Origin of the sequence: Streptomyces sp. NBC_01276, assembly GCF_041435355.1 — a bacterium.
Lineage (GTDB): Bacteria > Actinomycetota > Actinomycetes > Streptomycetales > Streptomycetaceae > Streptomyces.
The window spans coordinates 2,188,932-2,214,594 of the sequence record NZ_CP108442.1 but is presented as its reverse complement, the minus strand read 5'-3'; the positions used below and the strand labels follow the sequence as shown (position 1 = coordinate 2,214,594).

The following is a 25,663-nucleotide window of genomic DNA, read 5'->3' as shown; positions in this document are numbered from 1 at the left end:
GTGCCGGACGGTTCGGCGCCCGGCCGGGGCCGGGGGCGCCGGGGTTACAGCTTGGTCCAGGCCTCGGTGAGCACCGAGCGCAGGATGCCTTCGATCTCGTCGAAGGTGCCCTGGTCCGCGATCAGCGGCGGGGCCAGCTGGATGACCGGGTCCCCACGGTCGTCGGCGCGGCAGTACAGGCCGTTGTCGAAGAGCGCCTTGGAGAGGAAGCCGTAGAGCACGCGCTCGGTCTCCTCGTCCGTGAAGGACTCCTTGGTGACCTTGTCCTTGACGAGCTCGATGCCGTAGAAGAAGCCGTTGCCGCGGACGTCGCCGACGATCGGGAGGTCGTGCAGCTTCTTCAGGGTGTTGAAGAAGTTGCCCTCCTGGTCCAGCACGTGCTGGTTCAGGCCTTCCTTGTCGAAGATGTCGAGGTTGGCCAGGGCCACGGCGGAGGACACCGGGTGGCCGCCGAAGGTGTAGCCGTGCAGGAAGGTGTTGTCGCCCTTGTAGAAGGGCTCCGCGAGGCGGTCCGAGATGATGCAGGCACCGATCGGGGAGTAGCCCGAGGTCATGCCCTTGGCGCAGGTGATCATGTCCGGCACGTAGTTGAACTTGTCACAGGCGAACATCGTGCCGAGACGGCCGAAGGCGCAGATCGTCTCGTCGGAGACGAGGAGCACGTCGTACTCGTCGCAGATCTCGCGGACGCGCTGGAAGTACCCGGGCGGCGGCGGGAAGCAGCCACCGGCGTTCTGCACCGGCTCCAGGAAGACGGCGGCGACGGTGTCGGCGCCCTCGAACAGGATCTCCTGCTCGATCTGGTCGGCGCACCAGCGGCCGTAGGCCTCCGGGTCGTCGCCGAAGATCGGGGCGCGGTAGATGTTGGTGTTCGGCACCTTGTGCGCGCCGGGGACCAGCGGCTCGAAGGGGGCCTTGAGGGCCGGCAGGCCGGTGATGGACAGGGCGCCCTGCGGGGTGCCGTGGTAGGCGACCGCGCGGGAGATGACCTTGTACTTGGTGTGCTTGCCCTGCAGCTTGAAGTACTGCTTGGCGAGCTTCCAGGCGGTCTCGACGGCTTCGCCGCCACCGGTGGTGAAGAAGACCTTGTTCAGGTCGCCCGGGGCGTAGTGGGCGAGGCGCTCCGCCAGCTCGACGGCCTTGGGGTGCGCGTACGACCAGATGGGGAAGAACGCGAGTTCCTGCGCCTGCTTGTAGGCGACCTCGGCCAGTTCCTTGCGGCCGTGACCGGCGTTGACCACGAACAGGCCCGCGAGGCCGTCCAGGTAGCGCTTGCCCTTGTCGTCCCAGATGTAGGTGCCCTCGCCCCGGACGATGGTGGGGACGGGGGAGTTCTCGTAGGACGACATGCGGGTGAAGTGCATCCACAGGTGGTCGTACGCGGTCTTGGAGAGGTCCTGGCTCACGGTTATCTGGTTCCCCACATGTAGGTCTGCTTCTTGAGCTTCAGGTAAACGAAGCTCTCGGTTGATCGCACGCCGGGGAGCGTGCGGATCTTCTTGTTGATCGTCTCCAGCAGGTGGTCGTCGTCCTCGCAGACGATTTCCACCATGAGGTCGAACGACCCCGCGGTCATCACGACGTATTCGCACTCGGCCATCGCGGTCAGCGCGTCGGCCACCGGGTCGAGGTCGCCCTCGACGTTGATGCCGACCATGGCCTGGCGTCTCAGCCCCACGGTGAGCGGGTCGGTGACGGCGACGATCTGCATGACGCCCTGGTCCAGCAGCTTCTGGACGCGCTGGCGGACGGCGGCTTCGGAGAGGCCGACGGCCTTGCCGATCGACGCGTAGGGACGGCGACCGTCCTCTTGGAGTTGCTCGATGATCGCCAGGGACACAGCATCGACCGAAGGGGACGGTTGTCTGTTCCTGGAATCTGCGCTTCGACTGACCACGACCTCACTGTGCACGAGGAGTCGTCCGTTCCGCAACCCGTAATCGATGAAATCCGTTGCGGGAGGTCTCCGATTGCACGGATTTCGTAGTTGGTGGTGTCTGGCTCTGTCGAAAGCGTCGCCGGAGGGGCTAGTCTTTGGGGGTCGTCTCAATCATTGGACATGTGATCAGGAGAGTGGCTGTAGTGACCACCGAACTGCGTCGTCTGCGCAACTACATCGGCGGGGAGTTCAAGGACGCCGCCGACGGGCGGACCACCGAGGTGGTCAACCCCGCCACCGGAGAGGTGTACGCGACCGCCCCGCTGTCCGGCCAGGCCGACGTGGACGCCGCCATGGCCGCCGCCGCGGCCGCCTTCCCGGGCTGGCGCGACACCACGCCCTCCGAGCGGCAGAAGGCCCTGCTCAAGATCGCGGACGCCTTCGAGGCGCGCGCGGACGAGCTCGTCGCCGCCGAGTCGGAGAACACCGGCAAGCCGCTGGGCCTGACGGCCAGCGAGGAGCTGCCGCCGATGGTGGACCAGATCCGCTTCTTCGCCGGCGCCGCGCGCCTGCTGGAGGGCCGTTCGGCCGGCGAGTACATGGACGGGATGACCTCGATCATCCGCCGTGAGCCGGTCGGCGTGTGCGCCCAGGTCGCGCCGTGGAACTACCCGATGATGATGGCCGTGTGGAAGTTCGCCCCGGCGATCGCCGCGGGCAACACCGTGGTCCTGAAGCCCTCGGACACCACCCCGGCCTCCACCGTCCTGATGGCGGAGATCATCGACTCCGTCCTGCCCAAGGGCGTCTTCAACGTCGTCTGCGGCGACCGCGAGACCGGCAAGGCCATGGTCGAGCACTCCACCCCGGCGATGGCCTCCATCACCGGTTCCGTGCGCGCGGGCATGCAGGTCGCCGAGAGCGCCTCCAAGGACGTCAAGCGCGTCCACCTGGAGCTCGGCGGCAAGGCCCCGGTCGTGGTCTTCGAGGACGCCGACCTGGCCAAGGCCGTCGAGGACATCGCCGTCGCCGGCTACTTCAACGCCGGTCAGGACTGCACCGCCGCCACCCGCGTACTCGTCCACGAGTCGATCCACGACGAGTTCGTTGCCGCGCTCGCCAAGGCCGCCGCGGAGACCAGGACCGGACAGCCGGACGACGAGGACGTGCTGTACGGCCCGCTGAACAACCCCAACCAGCTCCAGCAGGTCGCGGGCTTCATCGAGCGCCTCCCCGCCCACGCCAAGGTCGAGGCGGGCGGCCACCGGGTCGGCGACAAGGGCTTCTTCTACGCCCCGACCGTCGTCTCGGGCCTCAAGCAGGACGACGAGATCATCCAGAACGAGGTCTTCGGCCCCGTCATCACCGTCCAGTCCTTCACGGACGAGACGCAGGCCCTGGAGTACGCGAACGGAGTCGAGTTCGCCCTCGCCTCATCCGTGTGGACCAAGGACCACGGCCGCGCGATGCGCATGTCCAAGAACCTCGACTTCGGCTGTGTGTGGATCAACACCCACATCCCGCTCGTCGCCGAGATGCCCCACGGCGGCTTCAAGAAGTCCGGCTACGGCAAGGACCTCTCCGCCTACGGCTTCGAGGACTACACCCGCATCAAGCACGTGATGACCTCGCTCGACAGCTGATCCGCCGCGACCGTCGCGGTGACGTGCGCGCACTGATCACCGCAGGCCACTGAAGGGGCGGGCAGTAGACACCTTGTCTATTGCCCGCCCCTTCGCGTTCACCGAGGCTGGGGCCATGCCTGAACTCGCCTTCTCCCGCCGCGCGGCGCTGCGCGGCCTCGGTGCCGCGGGCCTGCTGGCCGCCCTCACCGGATGCGGTGTGCCCGCCGCCTACGTCCCCGAAGACCGGCGGCAGGCCCAGGACCTCTCGGACCGGGACCAGAGCGTCGCCTTCTCCAACTGGCCGCTCTACATCGACACCGACGACCAGGACGAGGAGAGCCGCCCGACGCTGGAGGCCTTCACGAAGAAGACCGGCATCGAGGTCCGGTACACCGAGGAGATCAACGACAACGACGAGTTCTTCGGCAAGGTCAGCCCGGCCCTGATGAACCACCAGTCGACCGGTCACGACCTCGTGGTCGTCAGCGACTGGATGGCCGCCCGCTTCGTCCACCTGGGCTGGGCCCAGAAGATGGACCGCTCCGCCCAGGGCAACGTGGCCAGGTACCTCGACCCCCAACTGCGTTCCCCCGCCTTCGACGAGGGCCGGCTGCACACCGTCCCCTGGCAGTCGGGGATCACCGGCATCGCCTACAACCGCAAGGCCCTGGGCCGGGAGATCAAGTCTGTCAGGGACCTCTGGCAGCCGGACCTGGCCGGCAAGGTGACGCTCTTCTCCGGTCTCGACGAGTCCTTCGCCCTGCTCATGCAGGGCAACGGCGCCGACGTCACCCGGTGGACCGAAACCGACTTCCACCGGATGTGCGACCAGGTCGAGAGCATGGTGAAGAAGAGGCACATCCGCCGCTTCACCGGCAACGACTACACCTCCGACCTCAGCAAGGGCGACGTCCTGGCCTGCCAGGCCTACTCCGGCGACGTCATCCAGCTCCAGGCCGACAACCCCGACATCGAGTTCGTGGTCCCCGAGGAGGGCGCCGAGCTCTGGGCGGAGAGCCTGCTCGTCCCCAACCTCGCCCGCCACAAGACCAACGCCGAGGCCCTCGTCGACTACTACTACGACCCCGCGGTGGCCGCGGAACTCGCGGCCGCGGTCAACTACGTCTGCCCGGTGCCCGCAGCCCGCGAGGTGCTGGCCGCCTCTCCGGACAAGGAGACCGCCAAGCTCGCCGAGAACCCGCTGATCTTCCCCGACGAAGGGATGCGCAAGCGCCTCGTCGTCGCCCGGGACATCTCCTCGGCCGAACGCTCGTCCTTCGCCAAGCGCTGGAACTCCATCGTCGGACTCTGACCGGGTCCGCCGCGCCCCTACTTGGCGAAGGCCGCACCCACGATGCCCATGGCCACCTTGTTCATTTCCCGGCCCTTGGCATCGGTGGAGTTCACCGAGTACACGAGGGTGCGGGAGAGGTCGCGGCTGCCGCCGATCACCGTGTTGTAGCCGAAGCGGCCCCCGGTCTTGCCGTAGACCACGGCGCCGCCCGGCAGCTTGAACTCCTTCAGGCCGGCCGTCTGCACCGCGTGCTCGCCGGTCTCGGCGTCCTGCACGTCGGGGACGGTGAACATCTCCTCCAGCTGGGGCTGCGGGACCACCTTGCCGCCGAACAGCGCCACCGTGAAACGTTCCAGGTCCGCCGTGGTCGATATGAGGTCCCCGGCAGCCCAGTTGGAGGAGGAGTTCCACTCCGTCACGTCCACCAGGGAGCTGCCCCCGCCCGGCCGCGGCACCGCCTGGTAGCCGTGGTTGTGGGGGCCCGGTATCCGGGTCTGGGTGCGGCCCGGGAACGAGGTGTCACGCAGACCCAGCGGCTTGAATATCCGCTGGGTCACCGCCTTCTCGTACGTCGTCCCCGTCACTTTCTCGATCAGCACGCCGAGCACCGTGTAGTGGATGTTGCTGTAGTGCTGCTTTTCGCCGGGCCGGGACTCGGGGCCCTTGGCCGCCGCGTTGGCGATCAGTGCCCGCGGGTCCACCACGTCGAAGCGGTGGGCGTACTCGTCCGCGAACTCGTCCCCCGGGCCGTCCGCCGACCTCAGGCCGCTCGTGTAGTTCAGCAACTGGCGCACGGAGACGGGCTCGAAACCGCCGGGGCCGCCGGGCAGCAGCCCCGGCAGGTACTCCTGCACCGGCCGGTCCAGATCCAGCCTGTGCTCGGCGGCCAGCTGCAGCACCACGGCCGCGGTGAAGGCCTTCGTCACCGAACCCGCCCGGAACCGGCCGTCCTCGATCGCCCCGCGCCCGCTGCGGACGTCCGCCACCCCGGAACTGCCCTTCCAGGAACCACTCGTACCGCCCACCCGCACCAGCGCGGCCGTCGCCTCCGGGTGGTCGGCGCCCAGACCCGCGATGGCCCGCTCCAGCGCCGCCGCGTCGGGCGGGGCCGAGAACAGGGGCGCCTTCACCCCGGCCGCCCGGACCGGGGCCGCCGAGGCCGCCGCGGCGGGCGCCGGCGTCCGGGCGGTGCCGGCGGCGTGCGCCGCGACCGCCGGGCCGGACGCGATGCCCAGCACCAAAGTGGCCGCGATCAGCGTGCGCGTACGTGCCTTCATGATGGTGATCCCCCTGTGTGCGATCCGTGGGGCCGACTGCCCCGATGTCCTCAATGGTGCTGTTCACAGGGGTGGTTGCGGATCACCGGTGAGAGGGGTCTTCCGCGGTACGACAACTCACCGGCGCGGGGGAGACGACACGCCGTTCCTCACTCTCCAGAGGGAGAACCGGCCGCGATCAGGCCCGTCTCGTACGCGCAGATCACCGCCTGGATCCGGTCCCGCAGACCCAGCTTTCCCAGCAGGTTGCCCACGTGCGACTTCACCGTGTGCTCGCTCACCGTCAGCGCCGCCGCGATCTCCGCGTTCGACAGCCCCCGCCCCAGGTGCAGCAGCGTCTCCCGCTCCCGGGCCGTCAGCACCTCCAGCCGGTCCTCCGACAGGGCCCGCGCACCCGCCGGCCGGGCCGTCGCCGCCGTGTACTCCTCGATCAGCCGCCGCGCCACCGAAGGCGCCAGCAGGGACTCGCCCGCCGCCACGACCCGTACCGCGTGCACCAGATCGTCCCGCCGCACGTCCTTCAGCAGGAACCCGCTCGCCCCCGCGTGCAGCGCCTCGTACACGTACGCGTCCGAGTCGAAGGTGGTCAGCATCACCGACCGGCAGGCGCCGCCCGCCGAGATCCTCCGGCAGGCCTCGATCCCGTCCAGCACCGGCATCCGGATGTCCAGCAGCGCGACGTCCGGCGCGAGCCGGGCGACCGCCTCCACCGCCGCCGCACCGTCCCCCACCTCCGCCACGACCTCGATGTCCTCCTGGACGTCCAGGATCATCGCGAAACCGCTGCGCACCAGTTCCTGGTCGTCGGCCACCACCACACGGATCGTCATTTCCCCACCTCCAGCGGCGAGGTTACAAGGACCACCCGCACCGAGAACCCCCCGTCGGGCCCCGGACCGCACCGGGCCGTCCCGCCGTGTGCCGCCGCCCGCTCCCGGATCCCGATCAGCCCGTGCCCGCCGTTCGCGGAGCCCGCCGAGGAGGCCGCCGAGGAGCCGTCCGAGGAGGCGTTCGCGAAGCCGCCCGCCGCGCCGTTCCGCGCACCGCCGCGCGCGCCGTCCGGTCCGCGGCCGTCGTCGGTGACCGTCACCGTCAGGTCCCCCACCCCGTACTCCAGGCGTACGTCCACCGTCGAGGCCCCGGCGTGCCTGACCACATTGGTCAGCGCCTCCTGCACCACCCGGTGCACCGTCGCCTCCAGCGCGGCCGGCAGCGCGCGCACCTCGCCCGTCCGCTGGTAGGAGACCTTCGGCCCGCTCGCCCGGACCCGGTCCAGCAGGGCCGGCAGCCCCGCGATCCCGGGCTGCGGCGCACGCGGAGCCGCCTCGTCCGTCCGCAGGACCCCCAGCATCGTCCGCAGCTGCGCCATTGCGTCGCGGCCCGTCTCGGCGATCGCCTCGAAGGCCGCCTCGGCCCGTTCCGGGGCCCGGCGCACCGCCACCGGACCCGCCTCCGCCTGCACGATCATGATGCTGACCGCGTGCGAGAGGATGTCGTGCATCTCCCGCGCGATACGGGCCCGTTCGCGCGCCGCCGCCTGTTCCGCCTCGATCCGGTTCGCCCGCTCCAGCTGCTCCGCCCGCTCCAGGGCCGCCTCGGTGTACGCCTGCCGGGTCGCCTGCAGCCGCCCCAGCGCGAACGCCGCCCCGAACACGAACAGCGCGAACAACAGCTCCCGTGCCGTCTGCGTGTTGAGCGCGACCGAACCGAGGATCACCACCACCACGACCGCGCCCATGACCAGCCGCACCCGCTCCGGGCAGTGCAGCGCGATCGTGTAGAGGGCGATCAGCCCGGCGTACGGCAGCGGCTGGCCGGGCCCGTCCAGGGCCAGCCGGTACACCGTCCCCGCCGCGACCACCCCGAACAGCGCCAGGACCGGGGCCCGGCGCCGCCACACCAGCGGCAGGTTGCCGAGCGTGGTCAGCAGGTACGCCGCCCAGGTCGCGGGCGACTCCCGCGGGTCGCGGGGCACCACGAACGGAATGGTCGTCGCCACCTGCACCAGCAGCGTCAGCCCCAGGTCCCGCCGACGCGGATCCGCCGTCCGGATCCGCTCCCCCCAGGCCCGGATCACCGGCCGGACTCGGCCCGGACCGCGGTCAGCGCGTCCACCCTGTTCGTGGTGACGGAGTCCACGCCCGCCGCGGCCAGGGCGCGCATCGACCGCTTGGTGTCCGCCGTCCAGGCCGACACCAGCAGCCCGTCCCGGTGCAGGGCGTCCGTGAGCTCCCGGTCGACCAGTCCGAAGCGGTAGTTGAGCCAGCGGGGGGCGACCGCGTCGATCAGCACCCGGCGCGGCGGCGAGAGGGTGGTCCAGGTCAGGGCGATCTCCGCGCCCGGGTCGGCGGCGCGGACCGCGAGCATGGTGTCCGGCCCGGCGCAGTAGTACGTGCGCTCGCGCGCCCCGCACTCGCGCACCAGGCCCACGACGGTCCGTACGGTCTCGGCCGTGGCGCCCGGCAGGTCCAGCATCAGCCGGCCGGCCCCGGCAGCCATCAGGGCCTCGCGCAGGGTGGGGATCCCGCCCTGCGCGAGCTCCTCCAGCTGTGCGGCGGTGACGTCGTCCAGCCGCACGTCGTGGCCCCACAGCCGCTGGAGGGTCTCGTCGTGGAGCAGGACCGGCACGCCGTCGCGGGTCAGCCGCACGTCGACCTCCACCGCGTCCGCCCCGCGCGCGAAGGCGGAGCGGACGGAGGCGAGGGTGTTCTCGCGGACTCGGTAGGGATCGCCGCGGTGACCGACGGCAGTCAGGGTGTTCATGTCCCCATTCTCAGGGGACGCCGGGTCCGACGGGACGTCAGCGGGCGAGCCAGTCAGCGGTGTACGCGTCGATCTCCGCGCTGAGCTTCTCCTTGCCGGCCTCGTCCAGGAAGGAGGCCTCGACGGCGTTCTTCGCGAGCCGCGCCAGTCCGCGCTCGTCGAGGCCGAGGAGGCGGGCGGCGACCGCGTACTCGTTGTTGAGGTCGGTGCCGAACATCGGCGGGTCGTCGCTGTTGATGGTGACGAGCACGCCCGCGGCGACCATCTCCTTGACGGGGTGCTGGTCGAGGTCCGCGACGGCGCGCGTGGCGATGTTGGAGGTCGGGCAGACCTCCAGCGCGATGCGGTGCTCGGCCAGGTACGCCAGCAGCTCCGGGTCCTTGGCGGCGCTCGTGCCGTGGCCGATGCGCTCGGCGCCCAGCTCGCGGACGGCGTCCCAGACCGTCTCCGGGCCGGTGGTCTCGCCGGCGTGCGGCACGCTGCGCAGGCCGGCGGCACGGGCACGGTCGAAGTACGGCTTGAACTGCGGGCGCGGCACGCCGATCTCGGGGCCGCCCAGGCCGAAGGAGACCAGGCCCTCGGGGCGCAGGTCGACGGCGAGGCGCAGGGTCTCCTCGGCGGCTTCCAGGCCGGCCTCGCCGGGGATGTCGAAGCACCAGCGCAGGATGACGCCCAGTTCGGTCTCGGCGGCCTTGCGGGCGTCCTCGATGGCCTCCATGAAGGCGTGCTCGTCGATGCCGCGGCGCGTCGAGGAGTAGGGGGTGATGGTGAGTTCGGCGTAGCGGATGTTCTGCCGGGCCATGTCGCGGGCGACCTCGAAGGTCAGCGTCCGCACGTCGTCGGGGGTGCGGACCAGGTCGACGACCGAGAGGTAGACCTCGATGAAGTGGGCGAAGTCCGTGAAGGAGAAGTAGTCGGCGAGGGCCTCGGGGTCGGTGGGGACCTTCGAGTCGGGGTGGCGGGAGGCGAGTTCGGCCACGATGCGCGGCGACGCCGAACCGACGTGGTGGACGTGGAGTTCGGCCTTGGGCAGCCCCGCGATGAAGGGGTGCAGATCGGGCATGGGGTGCCTCCGGGAGGACTCTGGTGCGGGCAGGTCGGCTTCATCGTAGGCAGCCCCGGGCCGTGTCGGCGGCAGCGCTTAGCATGGCCGTACGAGAGGGGGGCGCCGTATGACCGACCAGAGCCCTGAGCCGAGGGACCCGTGGGCCCCGCCCGAGAGGTCCGCGGCGGAGCCGGGCAAGCGGGCCGGGGCGGCGCCGGTGACGCCCTCCGTGCCCCCGGTGCCCCCCGGTCCGGCCGCACCCGCCGCCGTCCCACCGGTCCACGAGCAGGACCCGTCCGTACGGGCACCGGAGGCCCAGGGCGCGCCCGCCCCGCCGTCGCCGTACGCGCCGCCCCCGATACCCGCGCCGGCACCCGTGCATGGGGCCACGGCCGCGTACGGGTACCCGGCCCAGCCGGACCCGGCGGCCTACGCGTACCCCGGCCCGCCGCCCCCCGTCCGGCCGGGGTACCAGGGCTACGCCGGCTACCCCGGTTATGCCGGGTACCCGCCCTACGCCCGGCCCGCCAGCAATGGCTTCGGCGTCGCCGCCCTGGTGCTCGGCATCCTCTCGGTGGTCGGCTGCGTGACCATGGTCGGGTCGATCGCCCTCGGCATCGCGGCCGTCGTCTTCGGCGCGCTGGGCCGGGGCAAGGCGAGCCGCGGCGAATCCACCAACGGCGGGATGGCCCTGGCGGGGATCATCCTCGGCGGGGTCGGCATCGTGCTGGGCATCGGCATGACCCTGCTGGTCTTCTTCGGCCCCACCCTGGAGGAATCCGGCGGTGGCCGGGGCGGCCCGTCGGTCTCCGTGACCGACGACCAGCCCCGCGCACGCGTCTGACGCCCCGGCCCGTACCGCACCCCGGGCGCGGGGCGGGCCACGGGGGTGAGGCCACGGGGGTCAGGGCGTGGCGGCCGACAGCAGGGTGGGGACCATGTAGGGCCCGTCCGCGCCGGTCCGGGGGAGGGGGACCCACGTCAGGCCCACCATCCGGGGGCAGTCGCACTCCAGCTCCGCGTCCACCCCCAGTACCGGCTCCCCGGCCGCCACCTCCACCCGGAAGCAGGTGGTCCAGCCCGAGGGGTACGGGGCCTCGAACGCGCGGTGCACCGACAGGGCCCGCAGCCCCGTCTCCTCGGCCACCTCGCGCCGCACGGCCGCCTCCAGGTCCTCCCCGGGCTCCACCCCGCCGCCCGGCAGGGTCCAGTACTCCGCCCCGTCATGCCGGCCGGACGGCCCCCGTCCCCGCTCGCGCACCATCAGCACGCTGCCGTCCCGCACGATGACCGCCGCCACCCGGCGCCGCTCCGCGGGATTCACCCCGCGTTCCCCTCCCGCAGCCGCTCCCGCGCCTCCATCAGCGCGAAGCCCAGCAGGTTCAGCCCCCGCCAGCGCGCCGGGTCGAGGGCGCGCTCGTCGTCGGCGGCCAGTCCGATGCCCCAGATCCGGTCCACCGGGCTCGCCTCCACCAGCACCCGGTTCCCCGTACCGAGCAGGTACGCCCGCAGCGCCGGATCGGAGCCGAACTTGTGGACGCTGCCCTCCACGACCAGCGCGAACCGCTCCCGCTGCCACACGGTCTCGTCGAAGCCGCGCACCAGCCGTCCGGCCGCCTTCGCCGCCCCCGGACTCCCGGCCCGCAGCGCCGCCCGCTCCGCCTCCGCGTCCCCGAACAACCGCGCCTTGCCGGCCATCATCCAGTGCTCGGCCGTGGCGTACCGGACATCACCCACAGTGAAAGCGGACGGCCACCACTGGCTCAGACAGCTCGGACCGAGCCGTCCGTCGGCCTGCGGCCGGTGCCCCCAGAAGGGCAGGTACTTCAGCCGCTCACCACGGCTGACCTGCCCGATCAACTTGTCGGTCATCTCCATGCACGCGAGTCTTGCAGTCACCACTGACACTTCGTACGGGATTTCGGGCGCGCCTCGACACATGGTCGACCGATTCCGTCGCGTAATCAAAAGGCAACAACGGAATCACTTGGCGGAGGGGAACGCCTCTGTCAGGATCGGCACTCAATTCGAGCTGTAGCTACGGAGAGCGTGAGAGCGTGATGGGTAACCGCTTCCAGGTTAAGGACCGCTTCGCAGACGGCGCGCAGTACATCGACGGCCGGCTCCGCTCCGGTACGTCGGGTCACTCGCACACGGTGGTCGACCCCGCGACCGGCCAGGAGGTCCTCACCTACGAACTGGCGGGCACGGCGGACGTGGACGAGGCCGTCGCCGCCGCCAAGCGGGCCTTCCCCGCCTGGTCGGCCGCGACCCCCGGGGAGCGTTCGGACGCCCTGCACCGGCTGGCCGGCGTACTGGCCGAGCAGGCGGAGGACTTCGCGTACGCCGAGTCCCTGCAGTGCGGCAAGCCGGTCAAGCTGTCCACGGAGTTCGACGTGCCGGGGACCATCGACAACACCGCCTTCTTCGCGGGCGCGGCCCGTCACCTCCAGGGCCAGGCGGCCGGCGAGTACTCCGGGGACCACACCTCCTACGTACGGCGCGAGGCCATCGGGGTCGTCGGCTCCATCGCCCCCTGGAACTATCCGCTCCAGATGGCCGCCTGGAAGATCCTCCCGGCCATCGCCGCGGGCAACACCATCGTCCTCAAGCCCGCCGAGCTCACCCCCCTGACCTCCCTGATGTTCGCCCAGGCGGCCAAGGAGGCGGGCATCCCGGACGGCGTGGTCAACATCGTCACGGGTGCCGGGCGGGACGCGGGCGAGCACCTGGTCGGCCACCCCGACGTGGTCATGACCTCCTTCACCGGCTCCACCGCCGTCGGCAAGCGGGTGGCCGAGATCGCCACCGCCACCGTCAAGCGGCTCCACCTGGAGCTCGGCGGCAAGGCCCCCTTCCTCGTCTTCGACGACGCGGACCTGGAGGCCGCCGCCCACGGCGCCGTCGCCGCCTCGCTCATCAACACCGGCCAGGACTGCACCGCGGCCACCCGCGCCTACGTCCAGCGCCCCCTGCACGACGCCTTCGTCGCCCGGGTCGCCGAGCTGATGGAGACCGTCCGGCTCGGTGACCCCTTCGCGCCCACCACCGATCTCGGCCCGTTGGTCTCGCACGCCCAGCGCGACCGGGTCGCCGCCTTCGTCGAGCGCGCCCGCGCGTACGCCACGGTCGTCACCGGCGGCGAGATCCCGGGCGGCGAGCTGGAGGCGGGCGCCTACTACCGGCCGACGCTGATCTCCGGTGCCGCGCAGGACAGCGAGGTCGTCCAGTCCGAGATCTTCGGCCCGGTCCTGGTCGTCCTGCCCTTCGACACCGACGACGAGGGCCTCGCGCTGGCCAACGACACCCCGTACGGGCTCGCCGCCTCCGCCTGGAGCCGGGACCTCTACCGGGCGAACCGGGCCACACGCGAGCTCAAGGCCGGCTGTGTGTGGGTCAACGACCACATCCCGATCATCAGCGAGATGCCCCACGGCGGCTACAAGGCCAGCGGCTTCGGAAAGGACATGTCAACCTACTCCTTCGAGGAGTACACGCAGGTCAAGCACGTGATGTACGACAACACCGCGGTGGCGGCCAAGGACTGGCACCGCACCATCTTCGGGGACCGATAACAGCCACCGCCCGACCAGCGGCACACCTCCCGAAAGGCCACAGCCAATGGAGCAGCTCGACCCCGACCGCCTCTCCGCGGCGCAGCTCGCCGCGATGCGGCGCAGTCTCACCAGCGGGCGGGGCGCCCTCACCCGCCGTTCGCTGCTGCGCGCGTCCGGCATCGGGGCGCTCACCCTCGGCGGCCTCTCCGCCCTGACCTCCTGCGGCATTCCGCCCGCCCGGCGCGAGGACGGCGCGGCCGCCGCCTCCGCCGACCACTCGGACCGGGAGAAGCAGCTCAACTTCTCCAACTGGACCGAGTACATGGACACCAGCGAGGACGAGAAGTCCCGTCCGACGCTGGAGGAGTTCGGCAAGCGCACCGGCATCGAGGTCAAGTACAGCGAGGACATCAACGACAACGTCGAGTTCTTCGGCAAGATCCGCCCGCAGCTGGCCGCCGGCCAGGACACCGGGCGCGACCTGATCGTCGTCACCGACTGGCTCGCCGCCCGGATCATCCGCCTCGGCTGGGCGCAGAAGCTGGACCCCTCCCACCTGCCGCACGCCTACGCCAACCTCTCCCCGCAGTTCCGCGGCCCCGACTGGGACCCGGGCCGCTCCTACAGCTATCCCTGGACCGGCATCTCGACGGTCATCGCCTACAACTCCAAGGCCACCGAGGGCAGGAAGGTCGACTCCGTCACCCAGCTGCTCGACGACCCCTCGCTCAAGGGCCGCGTCGGCTTCCTCACCGAGATGCGCGACAGCGTCGGCATGACCCTGCTCGACCAGGGCAAGGACCCGGCGAACTTCACCACCGCGGACTTCGACGGTGCCATAGGCCGGCTCCAGAAGGGCGTGGACACGAAGCAGATCCGCCGCTTCACCGGCAACGACTACACCGCCGACCTCGACAAGGGGGACCTCGCGGCCTGCCTGGCCTGGGCGGGCGACGTGATCCAGCTCCAGGCCGGCAACCCCGACATCAAGTACGCGGTCCCGGCGGCCGGGTACATCACCTCCAGCGACAACCTGCTGGTCCCGGCCCAGGCCCGGCACAAGGCCAACGCCGAGAAGCTCATCGACTACTACTACGAGCTCCCGGTGGCCGCCCGGCTGGCCGCGTTCATCAGCTACGTCTGCCCCGTGGACGGCGTCAAGGACGAGCTCGCCAAGATCGACCCCGCGCTCGCGGAGAACACGCTGATCGTCCCGGACAAGGCGATGACCGCCAAGTCCCACGCCTTCCGCTCCCTCAGCAGCGAGGAAGAGACGGCGTACGAGGAGAAGTTCACCCGGCTCATCGGCGCCTGACCCACCGCTCCGCCTCCCGCCAGACCCCTCCACCCCCGCGCTCCCGCACCCTTCCGACGACACCACCGAAGGCCGCGACCCATGACTGACAAGACCGCGAGCGGCGACGTCCGCCTCGCCGGGATCAGCAAGCACTACGGATCGTTCACCGCCGTGCACCCGCTGGACCTCACCATCCCCCAGGGCTCCTTCTTCGCCCTGCTCGGCGCCTCGGGCTGCGGGAAGACCACCACCCTGCGCATGATCGCCGGCCTGGAGGAGCCCTCCACCGGCACGGTCAGCCTCGGCGACCGCGAGGTCACCCACCTGCCGCCGTACAAGCGCCCGGTCAACACCGTCTTCCAGAGCTACGCGCTGTTCCCGCACCTGAGCATCTACGAGAACATCGCGTTCGGGCTGCGCCGCCGAGGCATCAAGTCCGTCAAGAAGCAGGTCGACGAGATGCTGGAGCTGGTGCAGCTCGGCCAGTTCGCCCAGCGCAAGCCCCACCAGCTCTCCGGTGGCCAGCAGCAGCGCGTCGCCGTCGCCCGCGCCCTGATCAACCACCCCCAGGTGCTCCTCCTCGACGAGCCGCTGGGCGCCCTCGACCTCAAGCTGCGCCGCCAGATGCAGCTGGAGCTCAAGCGGATCCAGACGGAGGTCGGCATCACCTTCGTGCACGTCACGCACGACCAGGAGGAGGCCATGACGATGGCCGACACGGTCGCGGTGATGAACGGCGGCCGGGTCGAGCAGCTGGGCGCCCCCGCCGAGCTGTACGAGAACCCGCGGACCACCTTCGTCGCGAACTTCCTCGGCACCTCCAACCTGATCCAGGCCTCGGTGGAGTCCGCGGGCACCGACGTCGTCGTCTCGGCCTCCGGCACGACGCTGCGCCTGCCCGGGCAGCGATGTTCGACCACGCCCAGCGCCGGCGGAAAGCTGCTGGTCGGAGTGCGCCCCGAGAAGATCTCCCTGGTCCACGCGGACGAGGAGGACACCGTCGCCGCCGGCCGGAACAAGATCAGGGGCCGGATCGCCGACTCCTCCTTCATCGGCGTCTCCACCCAGTACGTCATAGACAGCCAGGTCTGCCCGGAGCTGGAGGTGTACGCGCAGAACATCGAGCGCGACGCCCGCCTCGTCCCCGGCGCCGAGGTCATACTCCACTGGAACCCGGAGCACACCTTCGGCCTGGACGCGGCCATGGACATCGACGCCGGCGTCGAGACCGTCGAGGAGAGCGCGTGACCGCCGTCTCCGCGCCGCCCCGGGAGGCCGGCCCGGCCGAACCCCCGGTGCACAAGGCGTCCCTGCGCAAGCGCCTGATCCCGTACTGGCTGCTGCTCCCCGGCATCCTGTGGCTGCTCGTGTTCTTCGTGCTGCCGATGATCTACCAGGCCTCCACCTCGGTGCAGACCGGTTCGCTCGAAGAGGGCTTCAAGGTCACCTGGCACTTCCAGACCTACTGGGAGGCCTTCGGCGACTACTACCCGCAGTTCCTGAGGTCCCTGCTCTACGCGGGCACCGCGACCGCGCTGTGCCTGCTGCTCGGGTACCCGCTGGCCTATCTGATCGCCTTCAAGGCCGGCCGCTGGCGCAACCTCCTGCTGGTGCTGGTCATCGCCCCGTTCTTCACCAGCTTCCTGATCCGCACCCTGGCCTGGAAGACGATCCTCGCTGACGGCGGTCCGGTGGTCGGCGCCCTCAACGCCGTCGGCTTCCTCGACGTCACCAGCTGGCTCGGCATGACCGAGGGGGACCGGGTGCTGGCCACGCCGCTCGCGGTGGTCTGCGGCCTGACGTACAACTTCCTCCCCTTCATGATCCTGCCGCTCTACACCTCGCTGGAGCGCATCGACACCCGCCTCCACGAGGCGGCCGGGGACCTGTACGCCCGCCCCTCCACGGTGTTCCGCAAGGTGACCTTCCCGCTGTCGATGCCGGGCGTGGTCTCCGGGACCCTGCTCACCTTCATCCCGGCGAGCGGCGACTACGTCAACGCCGAACTGCTCGGCTCGACCGACACCCGGATGATCGGCAGCGTCATCCAGTCGCAGTACCTGCGCATCCTCGACTACCCGACGGCCGCCGCGCTGTCCTTCATCCTCATGGCCATCGTGCTGATCATGGTGTCCATCTACATCCGCCGTGCGGGGACGGAGGACCTGGTCTGATGAACAAGCCCCTTGGCTGGCTCCGCCGCAACTTCGTGGTCATCGCGGGACTCGGCACGCTCGCGTACCTGATCCTGCCCAACGTCGTCGTGACGGTCTTCTCCTTCAACAACCCCGCCGGGCGCTTCAACTACGCCTGGCAGGAGTTCTCGCTCGACGCCTGGAAGGACCCCTGCGGGGTCGCCGACCTGTGCGGATCCCTCTCGCTCTCCCTCCAGATCGCCTTCTGGGCCACCATCGGCGCGACCGCGCTCGGCACAGCGATAGCCTTCGCGCTCGTGCGCTACCGGTTCCGGGCGCGCGGCGCGGTCAACTCGCTGATCTTCCTGCCGATGGCCATGCCCGAGATCGTGATGGCGGCGTCCCTGCTCGCCCTCTTCCTCAACATGGGCATCCAGCTGGGCTTCTGGACCATCCTGATCGCCCACGTGATGTTCTGCCTCAGCTTCGTCGTCGCCGCCGTCAAGGCGCGCGTCCTGTCGATGGACCCGAGGCTGGAGGAGGCCGCGCGCGACCTCTACGCCGGACCGGTGCAGACGTTCCTGCGGGTCACCCTGCCGATCGCCGCCCCCGGCATCGCGGCGGGTGCGCTGCTGTCCTTCGCGCTCTCGTTCGACGACTTCATCATCACCAACTTCAACTCGGGCAACACCGTCACCTTCCCCATGTTCGTATGGGGGTCGGCCCAGCGCGGTACGCCCGTCCAGATCAACGTCATCGGTACGGCGATGTTCGTCATCGCGGTCCTGGTGGTGCTGGCCGGCCAGTGGGTCGGCAGCCGCCGCAAGAAGGCACAACCGAAGTAGTCAGTTCAGTTCCGTAGGGAGTTGGAAGCCATGGCCCCAGTCGCCATGCGTAGTGTCGCGAAATCCCTTTCCGAAGCGAAGCCGGTCGCGTACTGGCTGGACGACCCCGGCAAGCCCGCCGCGCAGCCGGCGCTCACCTCCGACGAGCGCTGCGACCTGCTCGTCGTCGGCGGTGGCTACAGCGGGCTGTGGACCGCCCTCATCGCCAAGGAGCGCGACCCCGGCCGGGACGTGGTCCTGATCGAGAGCAAGGAGGCGGGCTGGGCCGCCTCCGGCCGCAACGGCGGCTTCTGCGCGGCCTCCCTCACCCACGGGCTCGCCAACGGCATGGCCCGCTGGCCCGGCGAACTCGCCAAGCTGGAGGAGATGGGCGCCCGCAACCTCGACGAGATCGAGGCGGCGGTCGCCCGCTACGGCATCGACTGCGACTTCGAGCGCACCGGTGAGATCGACGTGGCCACCGAGCCCCACCAGGTCGAGGAACTGCGCGAACTCCACGAGGAGGCCCGCAAGCTCGGCCTCGCGGACGGCTCCGAATGGCTGGACCAGGAGGCGCTGCGCGCCGAGGTCGACTCCCCGACCTTCCTCGCGGGCCTGTGGGACCGCGAGGGCGTCGCGATGCTCAACCCGGCGAAGCTCGCCTGGGGCCTCAAGCGGGCCTGCCTGGAGCTGGGCGTGCGGATCTACGAGAACACGCGCGGTCTGAAGATGTCCTCCGTCGGCGCCGGGATGGCCGTCACCACCCCGTACGGCACGATCCTCGCCCGCCGGGTCGCGCTGGGCACCAACATCTTCCCCTCGCTGGTCAAGCGGATCCGTCCCTTCACGGTCCCGGTGTACGACTACGCGCTGATGACCGAGCCGCTCGACGAGGAGCAGCTCGCCGCCATCGGCTGGAAGGGCCGCCAGGGCCTGGGCGACAGCGCCAACCAGTTCCACTACTTCCGGATCACCAAGGACCACCGGATCCTGTGGGGCGGTTACGACGCCATCTACCCGTACCGGGGGAAGCTCGACTCCGAGTACGACCACCGGCCCGAGACCTACCTCAAGCTCGCGGAGCACTTCTTCACCGCGTTCCCGCAGCTGGAGGGAGTGAAGTTCAGCCACGCCTGGGGCGGGGCCATCGACACCTGCTCCCGCTTCTCGGCCTTCTTCGGTACGGCCCACTCGGGCCGGGTCGCCTACGCGGCCGGCTTCACCGGGCTCGGCGTCGGCGCCACCCGCTTCGGGGCCGACGTGATGCTGGACCTGCTGGACGGGGTGTCCAGCGAACGGACGCGGCTGGAGATGGTGCGCAGCAAGCCGATGCCGTTCCCGCCGGAGCCGTTCGCCTGGACCGGGATCACCCTCACCAAGTGGTCGCTGGCCCGGTCCGACGCCCGGGGCGGCCACCGCAACCTCTGGCTGCGCACCCTGGACCGCTTCGGGCTCGGCTTCGACAGCTGACGCCCGGGCCCGCCGCGCGCCCCCCTCGGCGTACAGGGGTGCGCGCCGTGTGACCCCCTTCACCATGACGGAGTAACGGAACTCGCGTCATACCGTCGCCCGGCCCCGCTCTCTCCCGGTGAGAACCCTTCACCGCGCACGAGAGAACGGAGGCCGGGCGATGACGTTCCCGGGGGCCAAGGCGGCAGTGGAATGGCTGGTATCGGTGGCGCCGGATCCCGACGCCTGCCGGTGGGAATGGGAGCGGGGCCCCCTCGGCGTCGCCCTCCTGCCCGCCGGCCGGAGCTGGGACGTGCTGATCCTGCCGGGGGAGCTGGGCCGGGCCACCCTCGACGTACTGCACCTGCTCACCGGCCGGCCAGGTCCGGTGCTCGCGGACTGCGGCGACGCCCGGGTGGGCTTCTTCGTGCCCCCGGGGACGGCGTCGCGCTGGCTCGGCACGGGCGTGCGCGGCGCCGGGCGCGGGACCTGGATCGCGGTCCCGCACCCGGTCCGTGAGGCGGACGGAGTGCGCTGGCTGGTGGTCCCGGACGGGGAGGGGACGCTCACCGACCCCGTGCTGCTGGAGCTCGCGATGCACGAGGCGGTGGGGCGGGTCCTGGCGCGGGAGGCCGGTGAGGACCGCACCCCTTGACGAGAGGATTGGTCTGGACCATCTTGGGCGCCGCCGTCGCTCCCCGCCAGGGGCCCGGCTCCATCCCCCCGTGTTCCGGAGGCAGTCGTGCGCAGAGTGCTCCCCCTCCTCGCGGCCGCCGCCCTGGCGGTGGCCGGACTCCTCACGGCGGGCCCGCCCGCCGCGGCCGTGGACGCCGACCTCGTCCGCAACGGCGGCTTCGAATCCGGCCTCGACGGCTGGAGCTGTTCCGGCGCGTCCGGAGCCGTCGTCACCGCCCCGGTCCACGGCGGGGCTTCCGCCCTCAGGGCCACCCCGGCCGGCCAGGACAACGCCCGCTGCTCCCAGACCGTCACCGTCAGGCCCGACTCCGCGTACACCCTCTCCGCCTGGGTGCAGGGCGCCTACGTCTACCTCGGCGCGAGCGGCACCGGCACCACCGACGTCTCCACCCGGACCCAGACCCCCGGCACCTGGAAGCAGCTCACCACAGGCTTCCGCACCGGCCCCCGCCACCACCTCGGTGACCGTCTACACCCACGGTTGGTACGGCCGGCCCGCCCACCTCACCGACGACCTCACCCTCGTCGGCCCCGACCCGGGCGGAACCGGACCCGGCGGGCCGCAGCCCCCGGCCGCCCCCACCGGCCTGACGGGCTCCGCGGCCTCCTCCACCGCGGTCACCCTCGCCTGGGCGGCGGCCACCGGGGCCACCTCGTACAAGGTCTACCGGGACGGCGCCGGCCCGCTGACCGTCACCGCCACCTCGGCCACCGTCACCGTCCTCGCCGCGTCCACCCCGTACACCTTCCGGGTCGCGGCCCTCAACGCGGGCAACGGCCACACCCCGACGGCCGAGGGGGGCAAGGCGCTGGACTGCCTCACGAAGAAGCTGAACTGCGGCGCGTACCAGACCCACGGCACCTGGCCGGCCCTGCGCGGCCTGATGACCTGGTCCGTCAACTGGGACCGGTTCGGCGGCTGGGAGTTCAGCCGCGGCTTCGACGCCTACTTCGGCGGCTGACCCGCCGCCGCCCGTCCGTCCCGCCGGCGGTCCGCCCGTGCGGGGCGGGCCGCCGCACGGCGCACGGCCAGCAGGAGCGGGGTGCACAGCAGCAGGCTGGCCAGGACGTCCAGGGGCCAGTGGAAGCCGCGCAGGACCAGGCCCGTCGCGGTGAGGGCCGTCAGCAGGGCCGCGAGGGCGGGGGGCCAGGGGCGGCGGGTGTGCGGGGTGAGCAGCAGGGCGGCCGCCGCATAGGCCGTCAGGGCGGTCGCCGTGTGCCCCGAGGGGAAGTAGCCGGCGGCCCAGGGCTCCAGGGGGCCAGGGCGGGCGGTCCACTCCTTGAGCGGCACGATCAGCGCCGGCACCAGGGCCATCGCCAGGCCGGCCGTCAGCGCGGCGCGGGCCCGGCCGCGCCGGGCGGCGTAGAGCATCGCGAGGACCAGGACGGGCACGGCGACCTGGATGTTCCCGAGGTCGGCGAGGCGTTCGGTGACGGCGTCGGGAACGGTGCGCACCACGGCGCGGCTCAGCGCGTGATCCGGGGTCAGCAACGGTCCCGACGTGCGGACCTGCCAGGTGATCAGGGCGAAGAGGACGGCGCAGAGGGCCGAGAGGGCCGCGGCGGAGGAGAGGATGGCCGGCCGTCCCGGAACAGGGGGGATGGTTCCGGGACGGCCGCCCGGATCGGGTTGCCGTGCGCCCCGGGGGGTTTGGGGCGGACGGCCGTCCGATCTGAGAGGAGTGTGCGCGAACGCATGCCCAGTACGGCGCTGGGGAAGCCCGGTACCGGAATCGTCCCCGGTCGCCCGGGAACGGTCTGTCTCACTCATCTGCAGAAACCGTACGCCAACGGGAGGGGGGCCGACAGCGGGAACGCGCTCCCGCCATCGGCCCCCCACACCTTCTTCACAGTGCCCGACCGTTACCGGCGGTAGCGACGGGAGCCTGTGTTCGGGCGTTCGCTCAGATGCCCGCGAAAGCGGCCTCGATGACGTCCAGGCCCTCGTTCAGCAGGTCCTCGCCGATGACGATCGGGGGCAGGAAGCGGAGCACGTTGCCGTAGGTGCCGCAGGTGAGGACGAGCACGCCCTCGGCGTGGCAGGCCTTGGCGAGCGCGCCGGCCGCCTCCGGGAACGGGGTCTTGGAGACCGGGTCCTTGACGAGCTCGATCGCGATCATGGCGCCGCGGCCGCGGATGTCGCCGATGATGTCGTACTTCTCCTGCATGGCCGTCAGGCGGGTCTTCATGACCGACTCGATCTTCTTCGCCGCGGCGTTGAGGTCGAGCTCCTTCATGGTCTCGATGGAACCGAGCGCACCGGCGCAGGCCACCGGGTTGCCGCCGTAGGTGCCGCCCAGGCCACCGCCGTGCACGGCGTCCATCATCTCGGCGCGGCCGGTCACGGCGGCGAGCGGCAGACCGCCCGCGATGCCCTTCGCGGTGGTGATCAGGTCCGGGACGATGCCCTCGTCCTCGCACGCGAACCACTGGCCGGTGCGGCAGAAGCCGGACTGGATCTCGTCGGCGACGAAGACGATGCCGTTGTCGTTGGCGAACTTCACGAGCGCCGGGAGGAAGCCCTTGGCCGGCTCGATGAAGCCGCCCTCGCCGAGGACCGGCTCGATGATGATCGCGGCGACGTTCTCGGCGCCGATCTGCTTGCTGATCTGGTCGATCGCCTGGGCGGCGGCCTCGGGGCCACAGTTCTCGGCGCCGGTCGGCCAGCGGTAGCCGTAGGCGACCGGGACGCGGTAGACCTCGGGGGCGAACGGACCGAAGCCCTGCTTGTACGGCATGTTCTTCGAGGTCAGGGCCATCGTGAGGTTCGTACGGCCGTGGTAGCCGTGGTCGAAGACGACGACGGCCTGGCGCTTGGTGTACGAACGGGCGATCTTGACGGCGTTCTCGACGGCCTCGGCGCCCGAGTTGAACAGGGCCGACTTCTTGGCGTGGTCACCGGGGGTCAGCTCGGCGAGGGCCTCGCAGACCTCGACGTAGCCCTCGTAGGGGGTGACCATGAAGCAGGTGTGGGTGAAGTCGGCGAGCTGCGCGGAGGCGCGGCGCACGACGGCCTCGGCGGAGGCGCCGACCGAAGTCACGGCGATGCCGGAACCGAAGTCGATCATGCGGTTGCCGTCGACGTCCTCGATGATGCCGCCGCCCGCGCGGGCCGTGAAGACGGGCAGGACGGAGCCCACGCCGCCGGCCACCGTCGAAAGGCGGCGGGCCTGCAGCTCCTGCGACTTGGGGCCGGGGATCGCGGTGACGATGCGGCGCTCCTGCGGGACAGCGGTCATAGGGGGCTCCTGGGGGGTGTTTTCGGACGCACTTGTGTCTTTGTCCGCAGGCTAGGCCCGGGGGAGGGGGTTGGGCATGCTCCGTTCGGGAGTGGTGCCCGCGTGTCCTTGTCCGCGGCGGCCATAGGAAGGAAAGGGGACGCGTCCCGCGGAACCCGGTGGGCGACGGCCGCCGGGCCGTACCGGGCACTAGATTGAGCGCCGCAGCGCTTGGCACGGTCAGGGGGCAGGGGTTCATGGACACCGAAGGCACGCACGACGGACAGACGGCCCGGGCGGGGCAGGTCCCCCGCCCGGCGGGCCCCCCGACCCCCCTCCCCCCCAAGCCGGCGCACGCACCGGCGGTGGGCTCTCCGCTGGCGGCCTGGGTCCGGACGTCGCGCCCGAGGGCGGATCCGGGGGTCTGGCGGTTCGGGTACGTGCCGCGGCGGGCGGACGAGGCGGAGCCGGGCACGGACCGGTCGCTGCTGAGCGGGGCGGTGATCTCGTTCCTGGCGTGCGCACTGGTGTGGTCGCTGTTGACCAACGGCTACATCCCCTACATCCAGGTACCGCTCAAGCTCTTCACGCCCCGGGACTGGTGGGAACTGGGCGGGAGCCCCACTGACCACCGCGGCATGGCAGCCCTGCAGGTTTACGAGCTGTTGCTGACCGGCGGTCTCGTCTTCTGGTTCAGCCGCCTGGGTTCCTGGGGTCTGGCCTTCGAGCGCCTCGTCGCGGCCCGCGGCCCGCGGGCCCGGGCGGCGGGGGCGGCCGTCGGCGCCCTCTTCGTGATGATGCTCATCTGGACCGGCACCGTGCCTGCTGAAGCCCTGCTGCTCCAGCACCTGCCGCTCAAGGACATGGCGCCGACACAGGGACTCCTGATCACCCAGCTGCTGTACGCGGTGCTCTACGTCCCCGTCCTCGTGTACTACGCCCGCCTCGGCGGATGGCGCCGAGGCGGGCGTGGCGGCAGGGCGGGGATGGCCGCCGCCCCCCCGCCCGTCGTCCCGCAGGACGGCGTCGATCCCGCCCAGTGGCCCCAGCTCCGCGCCGCCGGGCTCCCGGAGGTGGCCGACCGGCTCGGGGGGGAGGTCGCGGGCGGGCGGATGAACGACGTGGACTACGCCCGCATCCGTCGCGCCTGGGACTCCGTCCAGGCCGACCCCACCCGTGTGCGGGCCTTCGCCGACTCCGTGCGCGACAAGGGCGCCGCCGCCTGCCTCCACCCCTCCGGCGACCGGGACCTGCCCGTGCGCGCCGCCCGGCACGACCTGATCGCCCGGCAGGTGCTGCTCGGCAGCGTCGAGGACCAGGAGCGCAACCCCTACGCCCGCCGCGGCACCCCCCTCGCCCTCGACCCCGAGGTGCTCGGGACCTCCCTGCTCGCCGTCGGGCCCTCCGGGACCGGGAAGACCGCCCGGCTGGTGCGGCCCGTCGTCGAGTCCCTCGCGCTGCAGGCGCTGGCCGGCCAGGCCGCCGTCATCGCCGTCGGCTCCGCCGGCGCCGGGCTGGGCCCCGACGGCGGCTACGACATCGTCGTCCGCGTCGGCGACCCCGACTCCGTCCACGACCTCGACCTCTACGGCGGCACCGCCGACCCCGACGAGGCCGCCACCCTCCTCGCCGAGGCCTTCGTCGGAGACGTCCCCGGCATCGACGTGCGCCGCGCCGCGACCGCCCTCGCGCAGCTGCTCGGCCCGTACCGGGCGGCGTACGGACGCTTCCCCGCCGTGCCGGAGCTGCGCGAGCTCCTCGACGGGCTGCCGCCCGCCCTGGACGCGCTGCGCCACAGGCTGGAGGACGCCGGACAGCAGGCCATGCTCCGCGAGCTCGACGCGCGCACGCGCCAGCACGGCGCCCCCGCCGACCCCGGCCCCGCCCTCGCCGACCGGCTCGCCCTGCTGGACCGGCCCGCCTTCGCCGGGTTCTTCGACACCACGGGCCAGGGCCGCCCCTTCTCCATGCGCGCCCTGGAACACCCGGTCCGGGTCCGGATCGACCTCCCCGAACGGGGCCACGCCGACGCCTCCCGGATGCTGGCCCGGCTGCTCCTCGCCCAGTTCAACGCCTGCGCCACCGCCCGCGCCGACCGCTCGCTCTTCGCCTTCCTCGCCCTCGACGACGCCTCGCACACCCTGACCCCCGAGACGGTCCGCGGGGTGCAGCGGCTGCGGTCGGTGAACGCCGGGGTGCTGCTGACCCTGCGCGCGCTGGACGACGTACCGGAGGCCCTGCGCACCCCGCTGCTCGGCGCCGTCGGCTGCCGGATGGCCTTCTCCGGCGTCACCACCTGGGACGGGAAGCGCTTCGCCGAGGCCTGGGGCACCGAATGGGTCGAGACCCGGGACGTCACCCACCGGACCGTCTTCGCCGACCAGCCGCTCACCCGGGCCATCCACGCCTTCCGCAAGATGGTCACCGGCAAGGCGGTCACCACCGACGCCGTCACCGTGCGCCAGGTCGAGCGCGAACGGTGGTCGGCCTCCGAGCTGGCGCACGCCGTACCGCCCGGCTGCGCGGTGCTCTCGCTGACCTCGGTCCGCGGGGAGCGGGCGGCGCCGCTGCTCGTCCGGTTGGCCGGAACGGGCTGAGCCGACC

Annotated in this window: 22 protein-coding genes and 1 pseudogene; 12 read left to right on the top strand and 11 right to left on the bottom strand. The window is 71.5% G+C overall.

The window, feature by feature from the left end; genetic code table 11:
• Positions 1–44 precede the first annotated feature (44 nt).
• Positions 45–1,424 carry an aspartate aminotransferase family protein gene (locus OG295_RS09195; protein WP_371676445.1) on the bottom strand — a complete coding sequence of 460 codons (1,380 nt, stop codon included), beginning with the start codon at positions 1,422–1,424 and terminating at the stop codon, positions 45–47.
• Positions 1,409–1,912, bottom strand: coding sequence for an Lrp/AsnC family transcriptional regulator (locus tag OG295_RS09190; RefSeq protein WP_007266859.1), 504 nt, complete (start codon positions 1,910–1,912; stop codon positions 1,409–1,411). Before OG295_RS09190 ends, OG295_RS09195 begins: the two co-directional genes overlap by 16 nt.
• A gap of 170 nt (positions 1,913–2,082) precedes the next feature.
• Between OG295_RS09190 and OG295_RS09185 the strand changes: the two genes are divergently transcribed.
• Both OG295_RS09185 and OG295_RS09180 read left to right on the top strand, forming a co-directional pair.
• Complete coding sequence (locus tag OG295_RS09185; RefSeq protein ID WP_371676444.1) at positions 2,083–3,522, top strand: gamma-aminobutyraldehyde dehydrogenase; 1,440 nt, start codon at positions 2,083–2,085, stop codon at positions 3,520–3,522.
• A 115-nt stretch (positions 3,523–3,637) separates the two neighbouring features.
• The gene (locus OG295_RS09180) at positions 3,638–4,816 is read left to right on the top strand and encodes a spermidine/putrescine ABC transporter substrate-binding protein (RefSeq protein ID WP_371676443.1); all 1,179 of its coding nucleotides are present in this window, start codon (positions 3,638–3,640) and stop codon (positions 4,814–4,816) included.
• Between the two features lie 17 nt (positions 4,817–4,833).
• Here OG295_RS09180 and OG295_RS09175 read toward each other — a convergent pair whose 3' ends face one another.
• From OG295_RS09175 to OG295_RS09155, 5 genes are all read right to left on the bottom strand, one after another.
• Positions 4,834–6,075 (bottom strand): serine hydrolase domain-containing protein, encoded by a 1,242-nt coding sequence (locus OG295_RS09175; protein WP_371676442.1) that lies wholly within the window; start codon positions 6,073–6,075, stop codon positions 4,834–4,836.
• A 149-nt stretch (positions 6,076–6,224) separates the two neighbouring features.
• Positions 6,225–6,905, bottom strand: a complete 681-nt coding sequence (locus OG295_RS09170) for a response regulator (RefSeq protein WP_371676441.1) — start codon at positions 6,903–6,905, stop codon at positions 6,225–6,227.
• A complete protein-coding gene (locus OG295_RS09165) occupies positions 6,902–8,149 on the bottom strand; it encodes a sensor histidine kinase (RefSeq protein ID WP_371681142.1) in 1,248 nt (415 codons plus the stop codon). Before OG295_RS09165 ends, OG295_RS09170 begins: the two co-directional genes overlap by 4 nt.
• Complete coding sequence (locus OG295_RS09160) at positions 8,149–8,838, bottom strand: glycerophosphodiester phosphodiesterase (RefSeq protein WP_371676440.1); 690 nt, start codon at positions 8,836–8,838, stop codon at positions 8,149–8,151. Before OG295_RS09160 ends, OG295_RS09165 begins: the two co-directional genes overlap by 1 nt.
• Positions 8,839–8,875: 37 nt before the next feature.
• Entirely contained in the window at positions 8,876–9,901 is a 1,026-nt protein-coding gene (locus tag OG295_RS09155) for an adenosine deaminase (protein ID WP_371676439.1), read from the bottom strand.
• Between the two features lie 109 nt (positions 9,902–10,010).
• Between OG295_RS09155 and OG295_RS09150 the strand changes: the two genes are divergently transcribed.
• Positions 10,011–10,727 (top strand): DUF4190 domain-containing protein, encoded by a 717-nt coding sequence (locus tag OG295_RS09150; protein ID WP_371676438.1) that lies wholly within the window; start codon positions 10,011–10,013, stop codon positions 10,725–10,727.
• A 60-nt stretch (positions 10,728–10,787) separates the two neighbouring features.
• On the opposite strand, the gene OG295_RS09145 is transcribed toward OG295_RS09150, so the two are convergent.
• Entirely contained in the window at positions 10,788–11,207 is a 420-nt protein-coding gene (locus tag OG295_RS09145; protein WP_371676437.1) for an NUDIX domain-containing protein, read from the bottom strand.
• Positions 11,204–11,761 (bottom strand): NADAR family protein, encoded by a 558-nt coding sequence (locus OG295_RS09140; RefSeq protein ID WP_371676436.1) that lies wholly within the window; start codon positions 11,759–11,761, stop codon positions 11,204–11,206. Before OG295_RS09140 ends, OG295_RS09145 begins: the two co-directional genes overlap by 4 nt.
• 182 nt (positions 11,762–11,943) lie before the next feature.
• Between OG295_RS09140 and OG295_RS09135 the strand changes: the two genes are divergently transcribed.
• From OG295_RS09135 to OG295_RS09100, 8 genes and pseudogenes are all read left to right on the top strand, one after another.
• Complete coding sequence (locus OG295_RS09135) at positions 11,944–13,458, top strand: gamma-aminobutyraldehyde dehydrogenase (protein WP_371681141.1); 1,515 nt, start codon at positions 11,944–11,946, stop codon at positions 13,456–13,458.
• 46 nt (positions 13,459–13,504) lie between these two features.
• Positions 13,505–14,755: a spermidine/putrescine ABC transporter substrate-binding protein gene (locus tag OG295_RS09130; RefSeq protein WP_371676435.1), complete on the top strand. Its 1,251-nt coding sequence runs from the start codon at positions 13,505–13,507 to the stop codon at positions 14,753–14,755.
• Between the two features lie 81 nt (positions 14,756–14,836).
• A complete protein-coding gene (locus tag OG295_RS09125; RefSeq protein ID WP_371676434.1) occupies positions 14,837–15,985 on the top strand; it encodes an ABC transporter ATP-binding protein in 1,149 nt (382 codons plus the stop codon).
• Positions 15,982–16,911: an ABC transporter permease gene (locus OG295_RS09120; RefSeq protein ID WP_371676433.1), complete on the top strand. Its 930-nt coding sequence runs from the start codon at positions 15,982–15,984 to the stop codon at positions 16,909–16,911. The genes OG295_RS09125 and OG295_RS09120 overlap by 4 nt, the downstream gene beginning before the upstream one ends.
• Positions 16,911–17,717, top strand: a complete 807-nt coding sequence (locus OG295_RS09115) for an ABC transporter permease (protein ID WP_371676432.1) — start codon at positions 16,911–16,913, stop codon at positions 17,715–17,717. The genes OG295_RS09120 and OG295_RS09115 overlap by 1 nt, the downstream gene beginning before the upstream one ends.
• Before the next feature lie 30 nt (positions 17,718–17,747).
• Positions 17,748–19,166 carry an NAD(P)/FAD-dependent oxidoreductase gene (locus OG295_RS09110; RefSeq protein ID WP_371676431.1) on the top strand — a complete coding sequence of 473 codons (1,419 nt, stop codon included), beginning with the start codon at positions 17,748–17,750 and terminating at the stop codon, positions 19,164–19,166.
• A 160-nt stretch (positions 19,167–19,326) separates the two neighbouring features.
• Positions 19,327–19,800 carry a hypothetical protein gene (locus OG295_RS09105; RefSeq protein ID WP_371676430.1) on the top strand — a complete coding sequence of 158 codons (474 nt, stop codon included), beginning with the start codon at positions 19,327–19,329 and terminating at the stop codon, positions 19,798–19,800.
• Between the two features lie 87 nt (positions 19,801–19,887).
• A pseudogene (locus OG295_RS09100) lies at positions 19,888–20,635 on the top strand (carbohydrate binding domain-containing protein); the annotation flags it as partial.
• Positions 20,636–20,787: 152 nt separating this feature from the next.
• Here OG295_RS09100 and OG295_RS09095 read toward each other — a convergent pair.
• Both OG295_RS09095 and gabT read right to left on the bottom strand, forming a co-directional pair.
• A complete protein-coding gene (locus OG295_RS09095) occupies positions 20,788–21,333 on the bottom strand; it encodes a phosphatase PAP2 family protein (protein ID WP_371676429.1) in 546 nt (181 codons plus the stop codon).
• A gap of 412 nt (positions 21,334–21,745) precedes the next feature.
• Positions 21,746–23,080, bottom strand: a complete 1,335-nt coding sequence (gabT, locus tag OG295_RS09090) for a 4-aminobutyrate--2-oxoglutarate transaminase (RefSeq protein ID WP_371676428.1) — start codon at positions 23,078–23,080, stop codon at positions 21,746–21,748.
• A 236-nt stretch (positions 23,081–23,316) separates the two neighbouring features.
• Here gabT and OG295_RS09085 point away from each other — a divergent pair, with 236 nt between their 5' ends.
• Entirely contained in the window at positions 23,317–25,656 is a 2,340-nt protein-coding gene (locus OG295_RS09085; RefSeq protein ID WP_371676427.1) for an ATP/GTP-binding protein, read from the top strand.
• Positions 25,657–25,663 lie beyond the last annotated feature (7 nt).